Raw genomic sequence first — 15,861 nt, 5'->3', positions numbered from 1 at the left:
CGCGTCATTCGAAACAACAGGAAGAACATGAGCAGAGCACATCGAGCTAACACCTTTTCGCGCTTGGCCTCCTGCGTCGTGGCGGCGCTGCTGCTGACCGCTGCCCAGAACGCCCATGCATGGCATCAAGGCGGCGGCCATGGTGGTGGTGGAGCCGTGAGTGGCGCGCCCATGGCAAGCGCCAACATCTACTCAGGAGCGATGCCCCAGAGCGAGCTTTTCGAGCTGGGGGACATCGACGAACGAATCCTTGACGTCTACTCGACGGTGCGCAGCCGCGTCGACGCCATTCTCGACGAAGCGGAAAGGGAAGCAGCCGATCTCAATGATGGCGACGGCGTGCGATCGGTACAAGTCGGCGCCAACCAGCGCGTTTTCGATGAGATCACTGCAGCCGGTTTCGATATCTCTACGTTCGAGCGACTCTGCAGCCTGATGCACGATGAGGCAGGCCACGCGGACGGGCGACTCCCCAACTAGTGTCGTGAATCACTAAGTTCGGCGAGCTCCATGAAGCCCTCACCGAATGCAGCCCGGGTCAGCCAGCGGGGCCGGTCAGCCATACGCTCCAGGTGCGGCAGGATGTTGGCGACGCCCACGGTGAGCAATTGCGGCCCCTTATTGGTCGTCGCTACACCACTCCTCCACCCACTGGAATGACCCCTGGGCTATGTCCGCTATCGAACAGAACCGTCGCCCCACCTCTGGTCAGCCTGCGTTGAAGCCTGTGGCATCGAGGCCCGGGTAATTCGAAATAAAAATGAAACCAATGCTCTGGCCCATGGCACTCACGGATCTCGCGGCAGCCGCCGGTAGGCCAAGCGCCGTTCCATCAAGGAAGCTGGTCATAGGGCAATCCAAGGGCGGACACATCGCCTGCGTAGCGCTGTAGAACAAGACCCTTGCCAGCGGCGGCGACGTCTATCTCTACGGGAGAATGTGCTGGATGCGGAAGTCGTCGCCGATCCGTTATTCGGCTGCAAGTTTACGGCAAGAGCGCTGGACCCGGCATTCTCTTGCCCATGAAGACAGGCACGGTCACTCGGCGTTGGGGAAGAACAGCTGCTCACCCCGAAGTTGGTAGCTGGCAATGGCGGCCTGACCCTCGTCCGACACCAGCCACTCGTGCCAACGGGTGGCTGCCTCGCGCTTCAGGTGTGGATGGCGCTCGAAATTCAGCAGCAGAGAGCCATACTGGTTGAACAGAACATCGTCCCCCTCTAGAAGAATCTCCAGACCCTGTCGGTTATCAAAGGCAACCCAGGTACCTCTATCGGCCGTGACGTAGGCATCCATCGCCGCGGCGGTATTGAGAGTCGGCCCCATGCCGCTGCCAAGCTGCCGGTACCAACTGCCACCCGGCTCAATCCCGGCCTGCTCCCACAGCCGGCGTTCCGCCCTGTGGGTGCCGCTGTCGTCGCCGCGTGAGGTGAACGGGGCAGGATGCGCGGCAATTCTCTGCATGGCCTCACTGGCAGTACCCGCGTCGCGAACGCCAGCCGGGTCGTCAGCCGGGCCTATGATCACAAAGTCGTTGTACATGACGTCCCGACGCTCACTGGCATGGCCGTCTGCGACGAACTGCTCCTCGCCCTCGGCATCGTGCACCAGCAGAGCGTCTGCATCGCCCCGCCGGGCAATTTCAAATGCCTGGCCCGTGCCAACCGCGACCACCCGCACATCGATACCCGTGGCTTCCCGGAACTGGGGAATGATGTGGCTGAACAGTCCGGACTGATCGGTGGACGTGGTCGAAGCCAGGGTGATGTGGGTGTCGCCGGCGAAGGCAGCGGAACTGACCATAGCCGCCATGGCGAGGCTTAACGTTACTTTGCGTAGTGCGCTCAAGAGCTGTCCTCCAACCGGAACATCAGCGTCGGGACCCCGCCCGAGTGGCGGTCGTGAGTCCGGAAAGCATCTGGATTTGACATGCATCTTGTGCTTATTTGAAAGAACAGACCAAGAGTTGGGAAATTAAAGCAGTCAAAAGACATGAAAAACCAGATTCTGTCGCACCGGTACATGACGACCAGCGAGGTCGCGGACTACTTGCGACTAAAGGAGCGCAAGGTCTACGACCTGGTGCGCCAGGGGCAGATCCCGTGCACCAAGGCGACGGGCAAGCTGCTCTACCCCCGGGAGAGCGTGGATCTCTGGGTACTCAGTCACCTTGAAGGGGACCAGCGCTCGGCACGGCCCGTTCCGCCGATACTGGCGGGCAGTCAGGACCCGCTGCTCGACTGGGCCGTCCGTGAAACCGGCGTCAATATCGCCACTCTGTGCCACGGCAGCAGTGACGGCGTCGAGCGGCTGCTATCCGGTGACGCCATGGCGGCCGGGCTGCACTTGGTGGACTCGGCCAGTGGCCGCTACAACGACCCGGTGCAAGTCGGCCTCGGCGGCCTGCGTGACCTGGTGGTGATTCACTGGGCACAACGCCGACAGGGCCTGTTGCTGCAACGGGGCAACCCGCTGGGGATTCGCTCCTTGAAGGACCTCGCCGGTTCCAGAGCCCGCGTCGTGCGCAGGCAGCCCGAAGCCGGCGCTGATACCTTGATGCAATGGAAGTTAAGGCAAAGCGGCCTATCCGCCAAAGACCTGCGTCTCTGCGATAACCTCGCGCTCAGCGAGGATGATCTAGCCCTCGCCATCAGCGCCGGCGAAGCCGACGCCGGTGTGGCGGTGGAGGCCGCGGCACGCAGGCACGGGCTGGAGTTCATTCCCATCCAGGACGAACAGTTCGATCTTGCGATGCGTCGCATCAGCTACTTCGAAGAACCCATCCAGCGCCTGATGGCGTTTACGCGGACCGAACGCTTCCTCCAACGCGCCAACGCACTTGGTGGCTACGACGTCTCCCGCCTTGGAACCGTTGTCTATAACGCCTGAGGCAGCTCAGTATTCCGCGAGGATGAAGTCGAACAGATGGGAATTCGCATTGTCCTCGATTCGAACCTGCCACTGCCCGGCCATCTCCAGGCGGCCGGTCGCCAGGTAGTCTCTGCTACCGATCTGACGCACTGCCGAGTCCACGGCTCCCATATCGTGCCCTGGCATATCGAATACAACGCGCGGGGGGGACGCCTGCCTTCCCTCGGATGGCAGCCTGATGAGGAACTCGAACTCTCCGCTGGCATTGACGCGCAACTGCGCCGCAACCCGGTGGGATGGGGCATCAGCCGCCGGGAACGTGACACGCTCGCCCCGATTGACCACCGGCAAGGGGTCACTGATCAGCCAGGGGACACTCAGAAAGACGCCGACAAACCCAACAAAGGCAATCAGCACAAGAATGGCCAACAGGCGAATGCGACCGGCTTCCGTCATTTGGTTTCCTCCCGGATGGTACGCATACAATCGAGCAATACCTTAATGTGGCAGGATGGCAGTGGGATACACTTGAATGACTGATTGTCTTACGCAAGATTCCTGGAGGTCGCGCAATGATGATGGACGGTGGAATGGCCGGAGGACACCTCTTGTGGATGCTGATCATGGCGACGATCGTTGTCATACCGTTCTGGCGAATCTGCAGCAAGGCTGGCTTTCCCGGTTGGCTGAGCCTGTTGATGTTGATCCCGTTGGTGAATATCGCGTTCCTCTATTTTCTTGCTTTCGCCCAGTGGCCTGCGAATCGCACGTTTCGCTGAACGTGGATCTCAATTCCGCGAGTGAGAACGAGACGGTACGACACCAGGCGCCTCACGGATCAAGCTGCGCCCGCCGCAGCAGGACGGAAAGGTGACGGCACTGCGACGCCTCGTTGGCCTGACATTGGAAAAGCGCGAGGATGCCGGGCCCGATCCGCCTTTCACTTGACGAATGTCAAGAACCAAATCACCGTGTCGCAGTCTACTCAATCGGCCAGATTCGAGATGGAGAGCCAGGTGTCAGGTGACACGCCAACCGAGTACCAGAAGCGCTCGCGGGGAGTGACTCTCCTCGCCTTGCTGTTGGTATTCGTCGTTGGCATGACCAGCCTGTTCGGGCACGCAGCGGCCCACGTGGACGGGGCTCACGGCGACCACACCAGCAGCAGCCTGGTGGAACCCCATGACCATGACGGGGAAGATCATGGCGACTGCGGCGTCTGCAGCGTTGCCGTCGAGTACTCGCCACTGCTCGCCGTACCTGTGCATGTCGAGGCCAAGACCGGCTTCCCGCATTTTTCGAACCGACACACCCTGCCTCCCCAGCGCCCTCCTCGCGCCTGAACCGTTCTCCCGCGTAATTCGGGCGGCTGTTGCCGCCCATCGAGAACGTATTTCAGGAGTTGAATCATGGGGCATACGTCTGCTCACCAATTCCGCATGCGGAAAGCCGCACTTCTGCCGCTGGTCAGCGCACTGCTCCTGTTGGCTTGCGGCGGTAGCGACGAAACACTGAGCGTCACCGAACTGAGCGAGAAAACCCACGTGCACGGGCTTGCGGTTGCGGCCGATGACCCGGAGCGGCTATATATCGCAAGCCATTTCGGCCTCTATGTGGCCGATCCGGGAGGCACGGCACGCCTTGTCTCCGAGGAGCGGCATGACTTCATGGGGTTCACGCCCCATCCACTTGAGCCGCAAACCTTGTTCGCAAGTGGTCACCCCCACGGTGGCGGTAACCTCGGTTTTCTTGTCTCGGAGGATCGCGGCGTGACATGGACACGCCGCGCCAGCGGCGTGCGTGGCCCGGTGGATTTTCACCAGATGGATGTCAGTCCCGCTGACGCCAACGTGATCTACGGGGTCTATCAGGGCCTCTTGCAGCACAGTGCCGACGGTGGCCACACCTGGGAACTGCGAGGGCAGGCACCCCAGGGGTTGATCGAGCTCGCCGCATCTTCCCGCCGCCCCGAGAGGCTCTTCGCGGCAACTCAAAACGGCCTGCTCGTAAGCCATGACGGTGGCGGCAACTGGGAACGCGCACATTCCAGCACGGCCCCCAGCAGCACGGTCCGCACCGTAGCGGCCGGCCACGTCTATGCCTACATCGTGGGCGTGGGGCTGGTCCAGGCATCGGAGGGCAGTCTGAACTGGCGCGTCGTGGGTGAGCACTGGGGCGACGACTTCATGCTGCATCTGGCCGTCGACCCGTCCGACCCCAACCGAATGTTCACGGTAAACAGCCAGGGGAGGGTCCTATCAAGCAGCGATGGTGGCGCCTCATGGGCACCGTTCTGACAGGCACAACAGGTACGGCGCTGTATCCGGTCATTCAAAGCGAATACCGGGCAGCGTCGAACGACTCAACCGCGAGGGTACGACCATGAAGACACGACAGATGGGAACGCGAACGCTTCTGCTGACGGCAGGACTGGCTACGGCTCTGACAACCGCGGGCGCGATCGCCGGCATGCACGGTGGTGGTGGCCAAGGAGGCGGTATGCACCAGAACGCGCCGGACGCGACCGAGGGCCGCATGATGGGCGGCTCGGGAATGGGCGGAATGATGAGTCGAATGATGGGCGGTTCGGGCTCGGGCGGAATGATGGCGCCCTGCCCGATGATGCAGGGTGGCGCAGCCATGGGCGGCATGATGCCGGGAATGATGGGTCCCATGGACCTGAGCGGCATCGATCTCACTGAGGATCAGCAGTCCCGGGCCAGGGAACTGCGCCATGCCCACCGCGAGGAACACTATCAGCGCATGGCGCGGATGATGAACCTTCGGGAAGACATGCACGCTCTCATGCAGAGTGACTCACCCGACCCGGATGCGGTGCAGGAGCTCCATGGCCGCATGGCGGCCGTGCATGGCGAAATGCTGGCAGAGAACGTACGACTGCGTAACGCCGTGCGCCAGATGCTGACGCCGGAGCAGCGTGGGGCACTGGACAAGACGCCACCGCAGGGCGCGGCTCCCGGGTCTGGCGGTGATGACCACGCCGAGCATCACTAGGCGTGGTGCCACGGCCGGGGCGCCACTGCTGCGACGCCCCGGCCATCTACCACCAACCATGAGGTGAAAGCATGATTCGCATTCGCGTCACAGGCATGACCTGCGGGCACTGCGAAGCCAGCGTCCGCGAGGCTTTGGCTGCAGTCCCAGGCGTCGATGAGGTGACCAGCGTCGACCGCGCCCAGGGCCAGGCGACAGTCACGGGCGCAGCCGACACGGCGGCCCTGATCGCGGCTGTCCGCCAGCGCGGCTTCGAAGCATCCGAGATCAGGGACTAATCCACTATCAACCGAACCATGCGGGCTGATGCGCCCGCGTTATTCATCCAACAGCAACACATCAGGAGATAACAGCATGAAAAACGGTATCAAGGGCTTTGTGGTCGGCGCAGTTGCGGGAGTCTTCCTGGCGGCAGGCGCAACCAGCCTGGTGCTTGCCCACCACCATGGGAACGATAACGGCGGGCATGGGGACCATGGCGGTCACGGCCAGGGCCATTCCGACAACCCGGCGGTGAAGGCCTATATGGAAGCCAACGACCGCATGCACGAAGGGATGAACATCGACTTCACCGGCGACGCCGACATCGATTTCCTGAAGGGGATGATTCCCCACCACGCCGGCGCCATCGACATGGCCCGCGTGGTGCTCGAATACGGCGAGGATGCCGAAATCAGGGCGCTGGCCAACGAGATCATCGAGGCTCAGGAATCGGAAATCGAGCAGATGCGGGAGTGGCTGCGGGAGCGCGGGCACTAAGAGGAACCATGGCTGACGGGGCGACGTCCAGTGCCTGAAACCGGGCGCCGGACGCGGCCCCGTCAGCCGCCTGTGCGATACTCCTCGTGAAAATGATGGCGTCGAATATCCATGATCGAGCCGCTGCACAACGCCACGTATCGCCGACTTTTCCTGTCCCATGTCCTCGCCCTGGTGGCGACGGGACTGACGACCGTGGCGCTGGCCTTGCTGGCCTACGACCTTGCTGGGGGGGAAGCGGGTGCGGTGCTGGGTACGGCACTCGCCATCAAGATGCTGACCTATGTCGCCATCGGGCCGCTTGCCGGTGCGGTGGCCGGCTGGTTTCCCCGCCGCGGGCTGCTGGTATCACTGAACCTGATTCGTGGCGGAGTCGTGCTGCTACTGCCGTTCGTCACGGAGATCTGGCAGATCTACGCTCTGGTTTTCACGCTGCAGGCCGCATCGGCCATGTTCACCCCGACCCTGCAGGCAACGGTGCCGGACATCATCCCCGATGAGGCGACGTATACGCAGGCCCTGTCACTGACGCGGCTTGCCCACGATCTGGAAAACCTGCTGAGTCCCGCACTGGCGGCGATGCTGCTGTTGTTCATGTCTTTTCACTGGTTGTTCGGCGGCACGGTGATCGGCTTGTTGATTGCTGCAGCCATAGTCTACCGGACACCGCTACCGACGTTTTCGCCTGGTGCCGTCGAGAGCGGCGTCGGCCACAGGGCCACGCTCGGCCTGCGCATCTTCGCCGCGACGCCACGACTGCGCGGCCTGCTGGCGCTGAACATGGCAGTGGCCGCTGGCGGCGCCATGGCACTGGTGAACACCGTCATTTATGTTCGCGACTCCCTGGGGCTCGGCGATAATCATGTGGCCATGGCCATCGCCGCATTCGGGGCCGGCAGCATGCTGATCGCTCTCATGCTGCCCGCGGCACTGGAATACCTTCGGGAGCGTTCGGTCATGCTCGGCGGTGCGGTACTCATCGGCGCGGCGCTGACATTGGGGTTACTGGGACCTGACTTCCTGTCACTACTGCTGCTCTGGTTCCTGCTGGGGGCGGGGTCATCGCTCGTACTCACGCCATCCGGGCGCTTGCTGCGGCGATCGGCCCAGCCGGAAGACCGGCCAACCCTGTTCGCGGCGCAGTTCTCCCTGTCACACGCCTGCTGGCTGTTCACCTATCCGCTGGCGGGGTGGCTCGGACTCTACTGGGGCCTCGAGCCGCTATTCGCAGGCTTTGCAATTCTGTCATTCGCCGCGGCAGCCGCAGCCTGGCGACTCTGGCCTGCAGACGACTCGCTGGCGCTGGAGCATGTCCATGCCGACCTGCCGGCGGGACATCACCACATCAGGGATGCGCTGCCCGTGAACGACGGTTTCAAGCACTGCCATACCTATAACGTCGACAGATACCACGGCTATTGGCCCGGACCGGGGCGCCTGGTCCGGGCCATGCGTCGACGGCGGGCTGGACAGACTGGGTCGCGGCGCTGACCCGGCAGCTATCTGATCACGAGGTTGAATTCGGCACCCTCGTCCCAGGCGTACCGATTGTCGCCGACCTTATAGATTTCCGGGAAATGTCCGGGAATGATCCGGTCGGCAATCTGCATGATTCGGGCGATGCTAGCCGTGCCGCGCTCGACGCGATCGAACGCCATGTCACAACGCCCGGTCAGGGTCTCCTTGGGATACTTGATGGCGTCACCGGCGATCACCACAGTCCCCTTGTCTTCCGTACGCAGAACCAGGGACATGTGACCAGGAGTGTGCCCGGGTGTTGCAAGGGCCTGCACGCCGGGGCAGATCTCCGGCTCACCGGTGAAAATGTCGACATTCATATCGCTGAGTATTCGGGTCACTCCGCAGGGAACCAGCTGGTCCTCCGCATGTGGACGGTGCGCATAGTCCCATTCCGTCTGCGACACCATGATGCGTGCTGATTCGAACAGATCAACATTGTTGGCATGATCAAAGTGCAGGTGCGTCAGGAAAACCACATCGATATCCGCTGGCGACAGTCCACGAACCTTCAGGGCATCCAGCAACATGTGTCGCGTGACGTGATGACCCGTATCAACGAGGATTCTCAGGCCACCGGCCTCCACCAGCACCACCGAGGACAAGCCGAGGAACCCCCCTTGCAGGCGCACGTTGTTGCCCTGTAGCAAAGTCGTATAGGTGACACTCATGTCGCTCTCGCTGCCTGTAACTCGATGGATTGCTGGGGCCTGTTTATCAATCAACCGCTGTTGCCCCTGGAGAGCGGTTTTTCGCTTTGCATCCTGTTGACCTGCCCCGCCAGATCGCTGAATCGCTCGCCCTGTATGAGCACGTGATCGCGCATCAGTTGCTCTGCGGCCTCGCCGTCGCCATCGCGAATGGCCTCGAAGATTGCGCGGTGTTCATCCAGTGACCGGTTGATTCGATCGGATACTCTCAGCTGCAAACGTCGGTACGGTTTCAGGCGATGCCGCAGCCGCTTGGCCTCTCCAGCCAGAAACTGATTCTGACTGGCGTCGTAGATGCAGGAGTGGAAGGTCGCGTTTTCATAGTAGTACTCATCCGCAGCGCCCTGGCTGGCAGCTCTTTCACAGGCATGTAGCGCCTCTTCCAGGGCCTCCAGTTGGTCCATCTCGATGCGCCGGGCAGCCAGACGGCCACACATGCCCTCCAACTCCGCCATGACCTCGAACATCTGTATCAATTCCGCCAGGCCAACCTGCGCCACGAAGGTCCCGCGCTTCGGTATGACCGTCACCAGACCGCTGATGGAAAGCTGCTGAAGGGCTTCACGGACAGGCGTTCGAGACACCTGGAACCGCGATGCAAGAGAAGGGATATCCAATTGTTCCCCGGGAGAAAAATCCCCGTTGATGATGCCGTCCTCAAGGGCATCCCGAAGTTTCTGCACCACAGAAGTCGCGTTTGTGTTCACGTGTTTTCCTTCTGGCTCTTCACTCCATCGCCCGGCATACATCATCCGGGGCATTCGGAATATAAGCAAAGCTTGACTCAGGTATATATCAGAGCTATCTGTAATATGTAACAGTTGGAAAATCAGAATTCATCAGAGTGCTATGTAACGTACTTCACTTTTTACAGAATTCGGCTTGATGCCGTATGGGGGATATCCAGATGGGCGGTACACCCGTAAAGGTCGCGCTGGCACAGGTGAGTCCTCGGTTTCTCGATACACCTGCGACACTCGACAAGGCGTGCAGCCACATTGCAGAGGCCGCACAGAACGGGGCCGATATCATTGCATTCCCCGAAACCTATCTCTCCGCTTTCCCGATCTGGTGCGCTTTCGCTGCACCCATTCGCAACCACGACTACTTCTGTCGCTTTGCAGCGAGCAGCGTTCTGCTCGATGGCCCGGAACTCAGAAAACTCGCCGAGGCTGCCCGGGCCGCCGGCATCTGGGTGTCCATGGGCTTCAACGAACGCAGCGCGGCGAGTGTCGGCTGTATCTGGAACAGCAACGTCATCTTCAACCGAAAAGGTGAATTGGTTAATCACCGTCGGAAGCTGGTACCCACCTTCTTCGAGAAGCTCGTCTGGGCCAACGGCGATGGTGCAGGGCTGGAAGTCGTCGATGGGGACATCGGCCGAGTCGGTATGCTGATCTGTGGAGAGAACACAAACCCGCTGGCGCGCTACGCGCTGATGTCACAAGGCGAGCAGTTGCATCTGTCCTCCTACCCGCCGGTGTGGCCGACGCGGGATCCCTCCGAACCGACCAATTACGATCTGGCGGAAGCGATTCGAATCCGCTCCGCTGCGGTGGCATTCGAGGGCAAATGTTTCAACGCGGTGGTTGCCGGGGTGGTGGACAGCACCACACGCGCAGCCATCGCTGACGGCATTCCAGGCGGCGGGGAACTGCTCGACGCCTGTGACCAGGGAATCTCCCTGGTGATTGGCCCCAGGGGCACCACGATGGCCAGCAGCACGCCGGGAGACGAGACATTGCTCTATTGCGACATCGACCTGGGCGAGTGCGTGGAACCCAAGCAGTTTCACGATCTGGTCGGCGGATACAACCGCTTCGACATCTTCCAGTTTCATGTGGATCGCCGGCCACGCCCGCCCGCCACTTTCACCGATGCAGCAGGCTCCCCGCTTGCTCAACGCCAGGTCATAACAGTGGCCGGAGATAGCCAATCGGGGGCAACCCACGATGATTCCCAGTCCGGCGAGGAACGCCGCGACTAATTCAACCGCGCTATGACAGGAGGGCGGGATTATGGAGCAAGCAAGAACGGCAACTGCAACCCACGAGGGGTATGAGATTGAAAAGCATTCCCCGATGTTCGGGCTGATACCGCGACGCAAGTTCGAACGCTTCATTCTACTGTGGGCCGTGGCGAACATTGTGCTCACGCTGACACCGGTCTTTACCTCCATCGGCAACAGTGCCGTGATGGTGGGCAGCATCCTTCCCATGACCATCTTCTGGTCGTATGCAGTCTTTCTCTCGAACTGCGCGCTTGGGCTGACTTACTTCCTTGTGCGGGCCCGGCCGTGGGCGATCCACGGTTACAAGGAAAACTAGAAGCATCCGTCAATCTCCGCCCAGGGCGGGATCGACACGAATAACTACAGCGGCTCAGCCGCAACTTGAGAAGTCGGCGTGGTGCCGCAAGGCTTGGTTGGTCAATCTCGGCCAGCTCGGAGTCAAACCACTTGGTAGGGGGCCCCATGGGCGGAATAACAGCACTTACATTACTTGGTATTGCGCTTTACCTGGTCATGATGGCGGTCATCGCCTACAAGGCCTATCAGACGAATCTCGCCGGAAACTACGATGATTGGTACCTGATTGGTCGAAGCGCCAACCTGCTCATGCTTGTGGGCACATTATTCGCGACCTGGTTCAGTACTTTCGCGTTTCTGGGCGGGCCGGGCACTTTCTACAACATCGGTGTCAACTGGCTACTGTTCGGGTTCTTCAACTCCATGGGCCCGCTGCTGATCATGTTCATCGGCGTACGGATCTGGTTACTCGGCAAGAAGTACGGATTCGTGACCCCCGCCGACCTCCTGAGCTTCTATTACGATGACAGCAAGCGGCTTCGTTACCTCACGGCGCTGGTCTGCATCGTGGTGCTGTTTCCGTACGCAGCCATCCAGCTCTCGGGCATTTCCGTGGCACTTGCGAGCATCTCCGGCGGCCTGGTGCCTTATGAAGTCGGTATATTCGGTCTGGCGATCTGCGTTGCACTGTACGCCATCTTTGGTGGCGCCCGCGCCATCGTCTGGACGGATGCCATTCAGGGTTTCATCTTTGCGGCCCTGATCATCCTCACTGCACTGCTGGTCATCGCCTGGAGCGGCGGCTGGGTCAACGGCTGGACCAACGCCGTGGAAGCGAACCCGAGCCGATTCGTCTTTGACGGCTCCACCGGCGGCAACTACATCACGCTGATGCTGCTCTGGACCCTCGGCTGGGTGCTGACTCCCCATCTCTGGCAGCGGATGTACATGGCGGAATCGCCACGCACACTCGTGACCGGATCAATCATCGCCTCTTTCCTTGCCCTGCTTGTGGTGACTTTCTCCGGCGCGGTGATCGGCTTCCTCTCCCTCGGTATGCCACTGGATCTGGGCCAAGGCTTCAGCAGCGACGCACTGGTGCCGCTCATCTACGCCAACATGCTGCCGCTCATGGGCGCGGTGCTGGTGGTGGCGGTATTCGCCGCCGGCATGTCAACGCTGGATAGTCAGATCATTTCCGCTTCATCCGTGTTCTCCCAGGACCTCTACAAGCGGGTCAAACCCAGCGCGACTCCATCGAGCAACCTGCGTGCGAGCCGGGTTTTCGAAGTGATCTTCGTCTCCCTGGTGATTGCGTTCACGCTCTCCGATGCCGGTCGCCAGTTGCTGATTCCGCTGGCATCCATCGGGGTCGGGATGGCGCTGGTGTTCCTGATGCCATTGATCGGCTGCCTTTTCTGGCCAAGGGCTTCTGAAGCCGCGGCCTTCTGGGCCATGCTTGTCGGCTGGGCGGTCATGCTCGCACTGCAGTTTGGCGTCGTCACCTTCCTGCCCACCGCGGTTGGTCCTGCATTCTGGGGCTTCGTGGTCAGCGCAGTGGTGTTCTACACGGTATCCTCGCTTACCGAGCCGGTGTCCCTCGAGAAGCGCCGGCTGGTACACGGCGTCTTGCAGGAGGCCTTCGGATATACGTCGTCGACAAAGGGTGTGAAGTCCGGAGCCTGAGGCTCGCGGGCAATTCCTGACCGCCGGTGCGGAGAACAGTCGCCGCACCGGCGGCAACCTGAGTCCCGTCACGAGGGCGAACATCCATGGCAACCAGCTTGTTGCAGGATTTGCTCAATGCCTTGACCCGTCGCGACTTCCGGGACCGCATGCCGCACCCCGGCATAGACGGACGTCCAGCGACAGCGCAGGAGCTGCGGCTTGCCTGCGAAGAACTACTCGCGAGCGATGGCGAGGCCAGCAGCATCGGCCTGGCCCGTCAGGTTCTCGATCTTTATGTGACTCTGGATCCCGAGGAAGTTGGCGCATTCTTCCACCTTCTGCTCGATGCATTCGGACCAGATCGTGCTGCGGTGGACACGGCATACGAAGCGTACAAGCAGACCGACTCGGAGTTATCACTTTCCCACTTGTTCGATGCATGCGAACCGCGGCGACAGGCCCTGCTACGTCGTTTGAACCTCGCACCCGGTGGCACCCTGGACCTTGTAAGGATGCGGGAGGGTCTGCTGAAGCGACTGCGTGACGAGGAGGCCCTTGTTCCCGTGGACCGGGATTTCTCCCACCTGCTTTCGTCATGGTTCAACCGCGGTTTTCTCGTACTGCGCCGGATTGAATGGCAGACGCCGGCGTCGATTCTCGAGAAAATCATCAAGTACGAGTCTGTTCACGCCATCAGTGACTGGAACGATCTTCGCAGACGTCTCGACCCAAGAGACAGGCGGTGCTTCGGGTTCTTTCATCCCGCACTGGGGGATGAGCCCCTGGTCTTTGTGGAGGTCGCCCTGACATCAGAGATTCCCGGGGATGTGCAGGACATCATTCATGCGGAGGAGACGCCAGCCAATCTGGATGCCCCGACAACCGCGGCCTTTTTCGGAATCAGCAATTGCCAGTATGGGCTTCGTGGCATTTCCTTCGGCAACTTCCTCATCAAGCAGGTGGTGCAGGAGCTGAAGCAGGAATGCCCCAGCCTGGAAACCTTCGTGACGCTATCGCCACTGCCAAGCTTTCGAGCATGGCTTGATGCCGTACATCATGACGCCGTGGAGTACCTACGACTGCCTGATGCCTGGCGAGAGACCCTGGCCCTGGCGGATGCGCCCGATTGGCACAGTCAACCGGAATCAGTGGCGGCGCTGGAGCCAGTCGTGGTGGCGCTGGTGGCCCATTATCTGTGTGAAACACGCAATGCCGAGGGTTATCCGCAGGATCCGGTGGCGCGGTTCCACCTGGGCAACGGGGCTCGTCTGGAGCGGATCAACTGGCTGGGAGACGTTTCTGACAAGGGTCTGCACCAAAGTCTCGGCATCATGGTGAATTACGTTTACGCCATCGATGAAATCGAGAACAACCATGAGCGATATGTTAACGAAGGCCACGTTGCCACCTCTCGTGGCGTGCGCAAAGTTGCAAAGGCAGCCGCAGACGGCCTGAAGGAAAAGAAACAATGACAGATAACCTGTTCACCGCAATCTCCACCCGTCTTGAGCAGACACCGGAGCAGATTCTGGTCGAGCGGCCCGGTGGCCGCCGATACACTTATGGCGAGGCGCTGCAGGAAAGCGCCCGGCTTGCCAACCGCCTGGCCAAACTCGGCCTGCGGCCCGGTGACCGGTTGGCGGTACAAATAGACAAGAGCCCCGAGATGCTGCTGCTCTACCTTGCGTGCTTGCGTGCAGGCGGCGTCTACCTGCCCCTGAACACCGCCTACACCGAGGGCGAGCTCCGGTACTTTCTCGACAACGCCGAGCCAACCGTCGTTATCGCCCAGGCGGGCAAGACGAGTACGCTGGCGAGCCTGTCAGCGGCTGCGGGCGCCTGTGTGGCCACTTTGGGTACCGCCCGTGACGGTACCCTGGTGGAAGAGCTTGACCATGAGCCAACAACGCATGAACCCGCCAAGGTTGGCATGGAGGCGCCGGCGGCGATCCTCTATACATCCGGCACAACCGGCCGCCCGAAGGGCGCCGTGCTCAGTCATGGCAACCTGTTGGCCAATGCCGAGGCGCTGATCGACGCATGGCGCTTCTCGGCTGAAGACCGACTGCTTCATGCGCTGCCCGTGTTTCATGTGCACGGACTGTTCGTCGCATGCAACGTGCCGATCCTCGCCGGTGCCCGTATCACCTTTCTGGACAAGTTCGATGTCGATGAAGTCATCGAGCACCTGCCGCACTGCACCGTGATGATGGGGGTGCCAACCTTTTACGTACGCCTGCTGCAGGATGAGCGGTTCAACCACAAGACCACCGAAAACCTGAGGCTCTTCGTCTCCGGCTCGGCGCCCTTGCTGGCCGAAACCCACGAAGCCGTGCGTGCGCGAACCGGTCACGGCATCGTGGAGCGATACGGCATGACCGAGACGAACATGAACACCTCCAACCCCTATGACGGTGAACGGCGGGCGGGCACCGTCGGTTTCCCTCTACCCGGCGTCGAGGTTCGCATTGTCGATACCGAGACCTTGGCCGAGTTACCCCACGGAGAGATCGGCGGACTGGAGGTGCGCGGCCCCAACGTATTCGGTGGTTACTGGCGCATGCCGGAAAAAACCGCCGAAGACTTCCGTGAAGATGGTTTCTTCATCACCGGGGACCTCGCATATGTCGATGAGGATGGATACATCCATATTGTCGGCCGCGCAAAAGATCTGATCATCTCAGGCGGATACAACGTCTATCCCAAGGAAGTGGAACAGATCGTGGATGACCTGCCGGCAGTCGTGGAATCAGCCGTGTTCGGCGTCCCACATCCTGATCTGGGAGAGGCCGTCACAGCGGTGGTGGTGCCGCAGCCCGGACGGCATGTCAGCGAGTCCGACGTACTCGGGGCCATGAAGGACAAGATCGCCAAATACAAGCGGCCAAAGCGGGTGATCGTTGTCGACAGCCTGCCACGAAACGTCATGGGGAAGGTGCAGAAGAACATGCTGCGCGAGCAGTTCGGCGACATCTATCGACAATCATCGGAATCATGAAATTCATCGACGGA

Annotated in this window: 19 protein-coding genes; 13 read left to right on the top strand and 6 right to left on the bottom strand. The window is 61.0% G+C overall.

The annotated features are described in order from the left end of the window. The first annotated feature begins 27 nt into the window (after positions 1–27). Positions 28–480 carry a hypothetical protein gene (locus J2T57_RS09880; protein ID WP_253477363.1) on the top strand — a complete coding sequence of 151 codons (453 nt, stop codon included), beginning with the start codon at positions 28–30 and terminating at the stop codon, positions 478–480. On the opposite strand, the gene J2T57_RS22225 is transcribed toward J2T57_RS09880, so the two are convergent. Together J2T57_RS22225 and J2T57_RS09875 are read right to left on the bottom strand one after the other, a co-directional pair. Next, the gene (locus J2T57_RS22225) at positions 477–608 is read right to left on the bottom strand and encodes a hypothetical protein (protein WP_301289283.1); all 132 of its coding nucleotides are present in this window, start codon (positions 606–608) and stop codon (positions 477–479) included. The two genes, J2T57_RS09880 and J2T57_RS22225, sit on opposite strands and share 4 nt — an antisense overlap. A 430-nt stretch (positions 609–1,038) precedes the next feature. Next, the gene (locus J2T57_RS09875; protein ID WP_253477360.1) at positions 1,039–1,848 is read right to left on the bottom strand and encodes an ABC transporter substrate-binding protein; all 810 of its coding nucleotides are present in this window, start codon (positions 1,846–1,848) and stop codon (positions 1,039–1,041) included. A gap of 144 nt (positions 1,849–1,992) precedes the next feature. Between J2T57_RS09875 and J2T57_RS09870 the strand changes: the two genes are divergently transcribed. Next, positions 1,993–2,889: a substrate-binding domain-containing protein gene (locus J2T57_RS09870; RefSeq protein WP_253477357.1), complete on the top strand. Its 897-nt coding sequence runs from the start codon at positions 1,993–1,995 to the stop codon at positions 2,887–2,889. Positions 2,890–2,895: 6 nt separating this feature from the next. Here J2T57_RS09870 and J2T57_RS09865 read toward each other — a convergent pair whose 3' ends face one another. Beyond that, the gene (locus tag J2T57_RS09865) at positions 2,896–3,327 is read right to left on the bottom strand and encodes a hypothetical protein (protein WP_253477354.1); all 432 of its coding nucleotides are present in this window, start codon (positions 3,325–3,327) and stop codon (positions 2,896–2,898) included. A 116-nt stretch (positions 3,328–3,443) separates the two neighbouring features. On the opposite strand from J2T57_RS09865, the gene J2T57_RS09860 reads away from it, so the two are divergent. After that, complete coding sequence (locus tag J2T57_RS09860) at positions 3,444–3,650, top strand: hypothetical protein (protein WP_253477351.1); 207 nt, start codon at positions 3,444–3,446, stop codon at positions 3,648–3,650. Between the two features lie 240 nt (positions 3,651–3,890). Here the strand turns inward: J2T57_RS09860 and J2T57_RS09855 are convergent, their stop codons facing one another. Next, positions 3,891–4,181: a hypothetical protein gene (locus J2T57_RS09855; RefSeq protein ID WP_253477348.1), complete on the bottom strand. Its 291-nt coding sequence runs from the start codon at positions 4,179–4,181 to the stop codon at positions 3,891–3,893. Between the two features lie 129 nt (positions 4,182–4,310). Between J2T57_RS09855 and J2T57_RS09850 the strand changes: the two genes are divergently transcribed. The 5 genes from J2T57_RS09850 to J2T57_RS09830 all read left to right on the top strand — a co-directional run bounded on the left by J2T57_RS09850 (position 4,311) and on the right by J2T57_RS09830 (position 8,136). Then, positions 4,311–5,168, top strand: a complete 858-nt coding sequence (locus tag J2T57_RS09850; protein ID WP_253477346.1) for a WD40/YVTN/BNR-like repeat-containing protein — start codon at positions 4,311–4,313, stop codon at positions 5,166–5,168. 85 nt (positions 5,169–5,253) lie between these two features. Then, complete coding sequence (locus J2T57_RS09845; RefSeq protein ID WP_253477344.1) at positions 5,254–5,886, top strand: Spy/CpxP family protein refolding chaperone; 633 nt, start codon at positions 5,254–5,256, stop codon at positions 5,884–5,886. 71 nt (positions 5,887–5,957) lie between these two features. Then, positions 5,958–6,164: a heavy-metal-associated domain-containing protein gene (locus tag J2T57_RS09840; RefSeq protein WP_253477342.1), complete on the top strand. Its 207-nt coding sequence runs from the start codon at positions 5,958–5,960 to the stop codon at positions 6,162–6,164. 76 nt (positions 6,165–6,240) lie between these two features. Then, positions 6,241–6,645, top strand: a complete 405-nt coding sequence (copM, locus tag J2T57_RS09835; RefSeq protein ID WP_253477340.1) for a CopM family metallochaperone — start codon at positions 6,241–6,243, stop codon at positions 6,643–6,645. 111 nt (positions 6,646–6,756) lie between these two features. Continuing rightward, complete coding sequence (locus tag J2T57_RS09830) at positions 6,757–8,136, top strand: MFS transporter (RefSeq protein ID WP_253477338.1); 1,380 nt, start codon at positions 6,757–6,759, stop codon at positions 8,134–8,136. 8 nt (positions 8,137–8,144) lie between these two features. Here the strand turns inward: J2T57_RS09830 and J2T57_RS09825 are convergent, their stop codons facing one another. Then, entirely contained in the window at positions 8,145–8,834 is a 690-nt protein-coding gene (locus J2T57_RS09825) for an MBL fold metallo-hydrolase (RefSeq protein ID WP_253477336.1), read from the bottom strand. Between the two features lie 50 nt (positions 8,835–8,884). After that, positions 8,885–9,580: a GntR family transcriptional regulator gene (locus tag J2T57_RS09820; RefSeq protein WP_253477334.1), complete on the bottom strand. Its 696-nt coding sequence runs from the start codon at positions 9,578–9,580 to the stop codon at positions 8,885–8,887. Between the two features lie 185 nt (positions 9,581–9,765). Here J2T57_RS09820 and J2T57_RS09815 point away from each other — a divergent pair, with 185 nt between their 5' ends. From J2T57_RS09815 to J2T57_RS09795, 5 genes are all read left to right on the top strand, one after another. Beyond that, positions 9,766–10,860, top strand: coding sequence for a carbon-nitrogen hydrolase family protein (locus J2T57_RS09815; protein ID WP_253477332.1), 1,095 nt, complete (start codon positions 9,766–9,768; stop codon positions 10,858–10,860). A gap of 31 nt (positions 10,861–10,891) precedes the next feature. Continuing rightward, positions 10,892–11,200, top strand: a complete 309-nt coding sequence (locus J2T57_RS09810; protein ID WP_253477330.1) for a hypothetical protein — start codon at positions 10,892–10,894, stop codon at positions 11,198–11,200. Between the two features lie 146 nt (positions 11,201–11,346). Continuing rightward, the gene (locus J2T57_RS09805; protein ID WP_253477328.1) at positions 11,347–12,867 is read left to right on the top strand and encodes a sodium:solute symporter family protein; all 1,521 of its coding nucleotides are present in this window, start codon (positions 11,347–11,349) and stop codon (positions 12,865–12,867) included. A gap of 86 nt (positions 12,868–12,953) precedes the next feature. Then, positions 12,954–14,321, top strand: coding sequence for a malonyl-CoA decarboxylase (locus J2T57_RS09800; protein ID WP_253477326.1), 1,368 nt, complete (start codon positions 12,954–12,956; stop codon positions 14,319–14,321). Continuing rightward, positions 14,318–15,847, top strand: a complete 1,530-nt coding sequence (locus J2T57_RS09795) for a malonate--CoA ligase (RefSeq protein WP_253477324.1) — start codon at positions 14,318–14,320, stop codon at positions 15,845–15,847. The genes J2T57_RS09800 and J2T57_RS09795 overlap by 4 nt, the downstream gene beginning before the upstream one ends. Positions 15,848–15,861: the final 14 nt, after the last annotated feature.

It is taken from the genome of Natronocella acetinitrilica (genome assembly GCF_024170285.1).
In the GTDB taxonomy this organism is placed as follows: domain Bacteria; phylum Pseudomonadota; class Gammaproteobacteria; order Nitrococcales; family Aquisalimonadaceae; genus Natronocella; species Natronocella acetinitrilica.
Note: the sequence above shows the minus strand (reverse complement) of the source record. Positions and strands in the feature narration are given on the sequence as shown.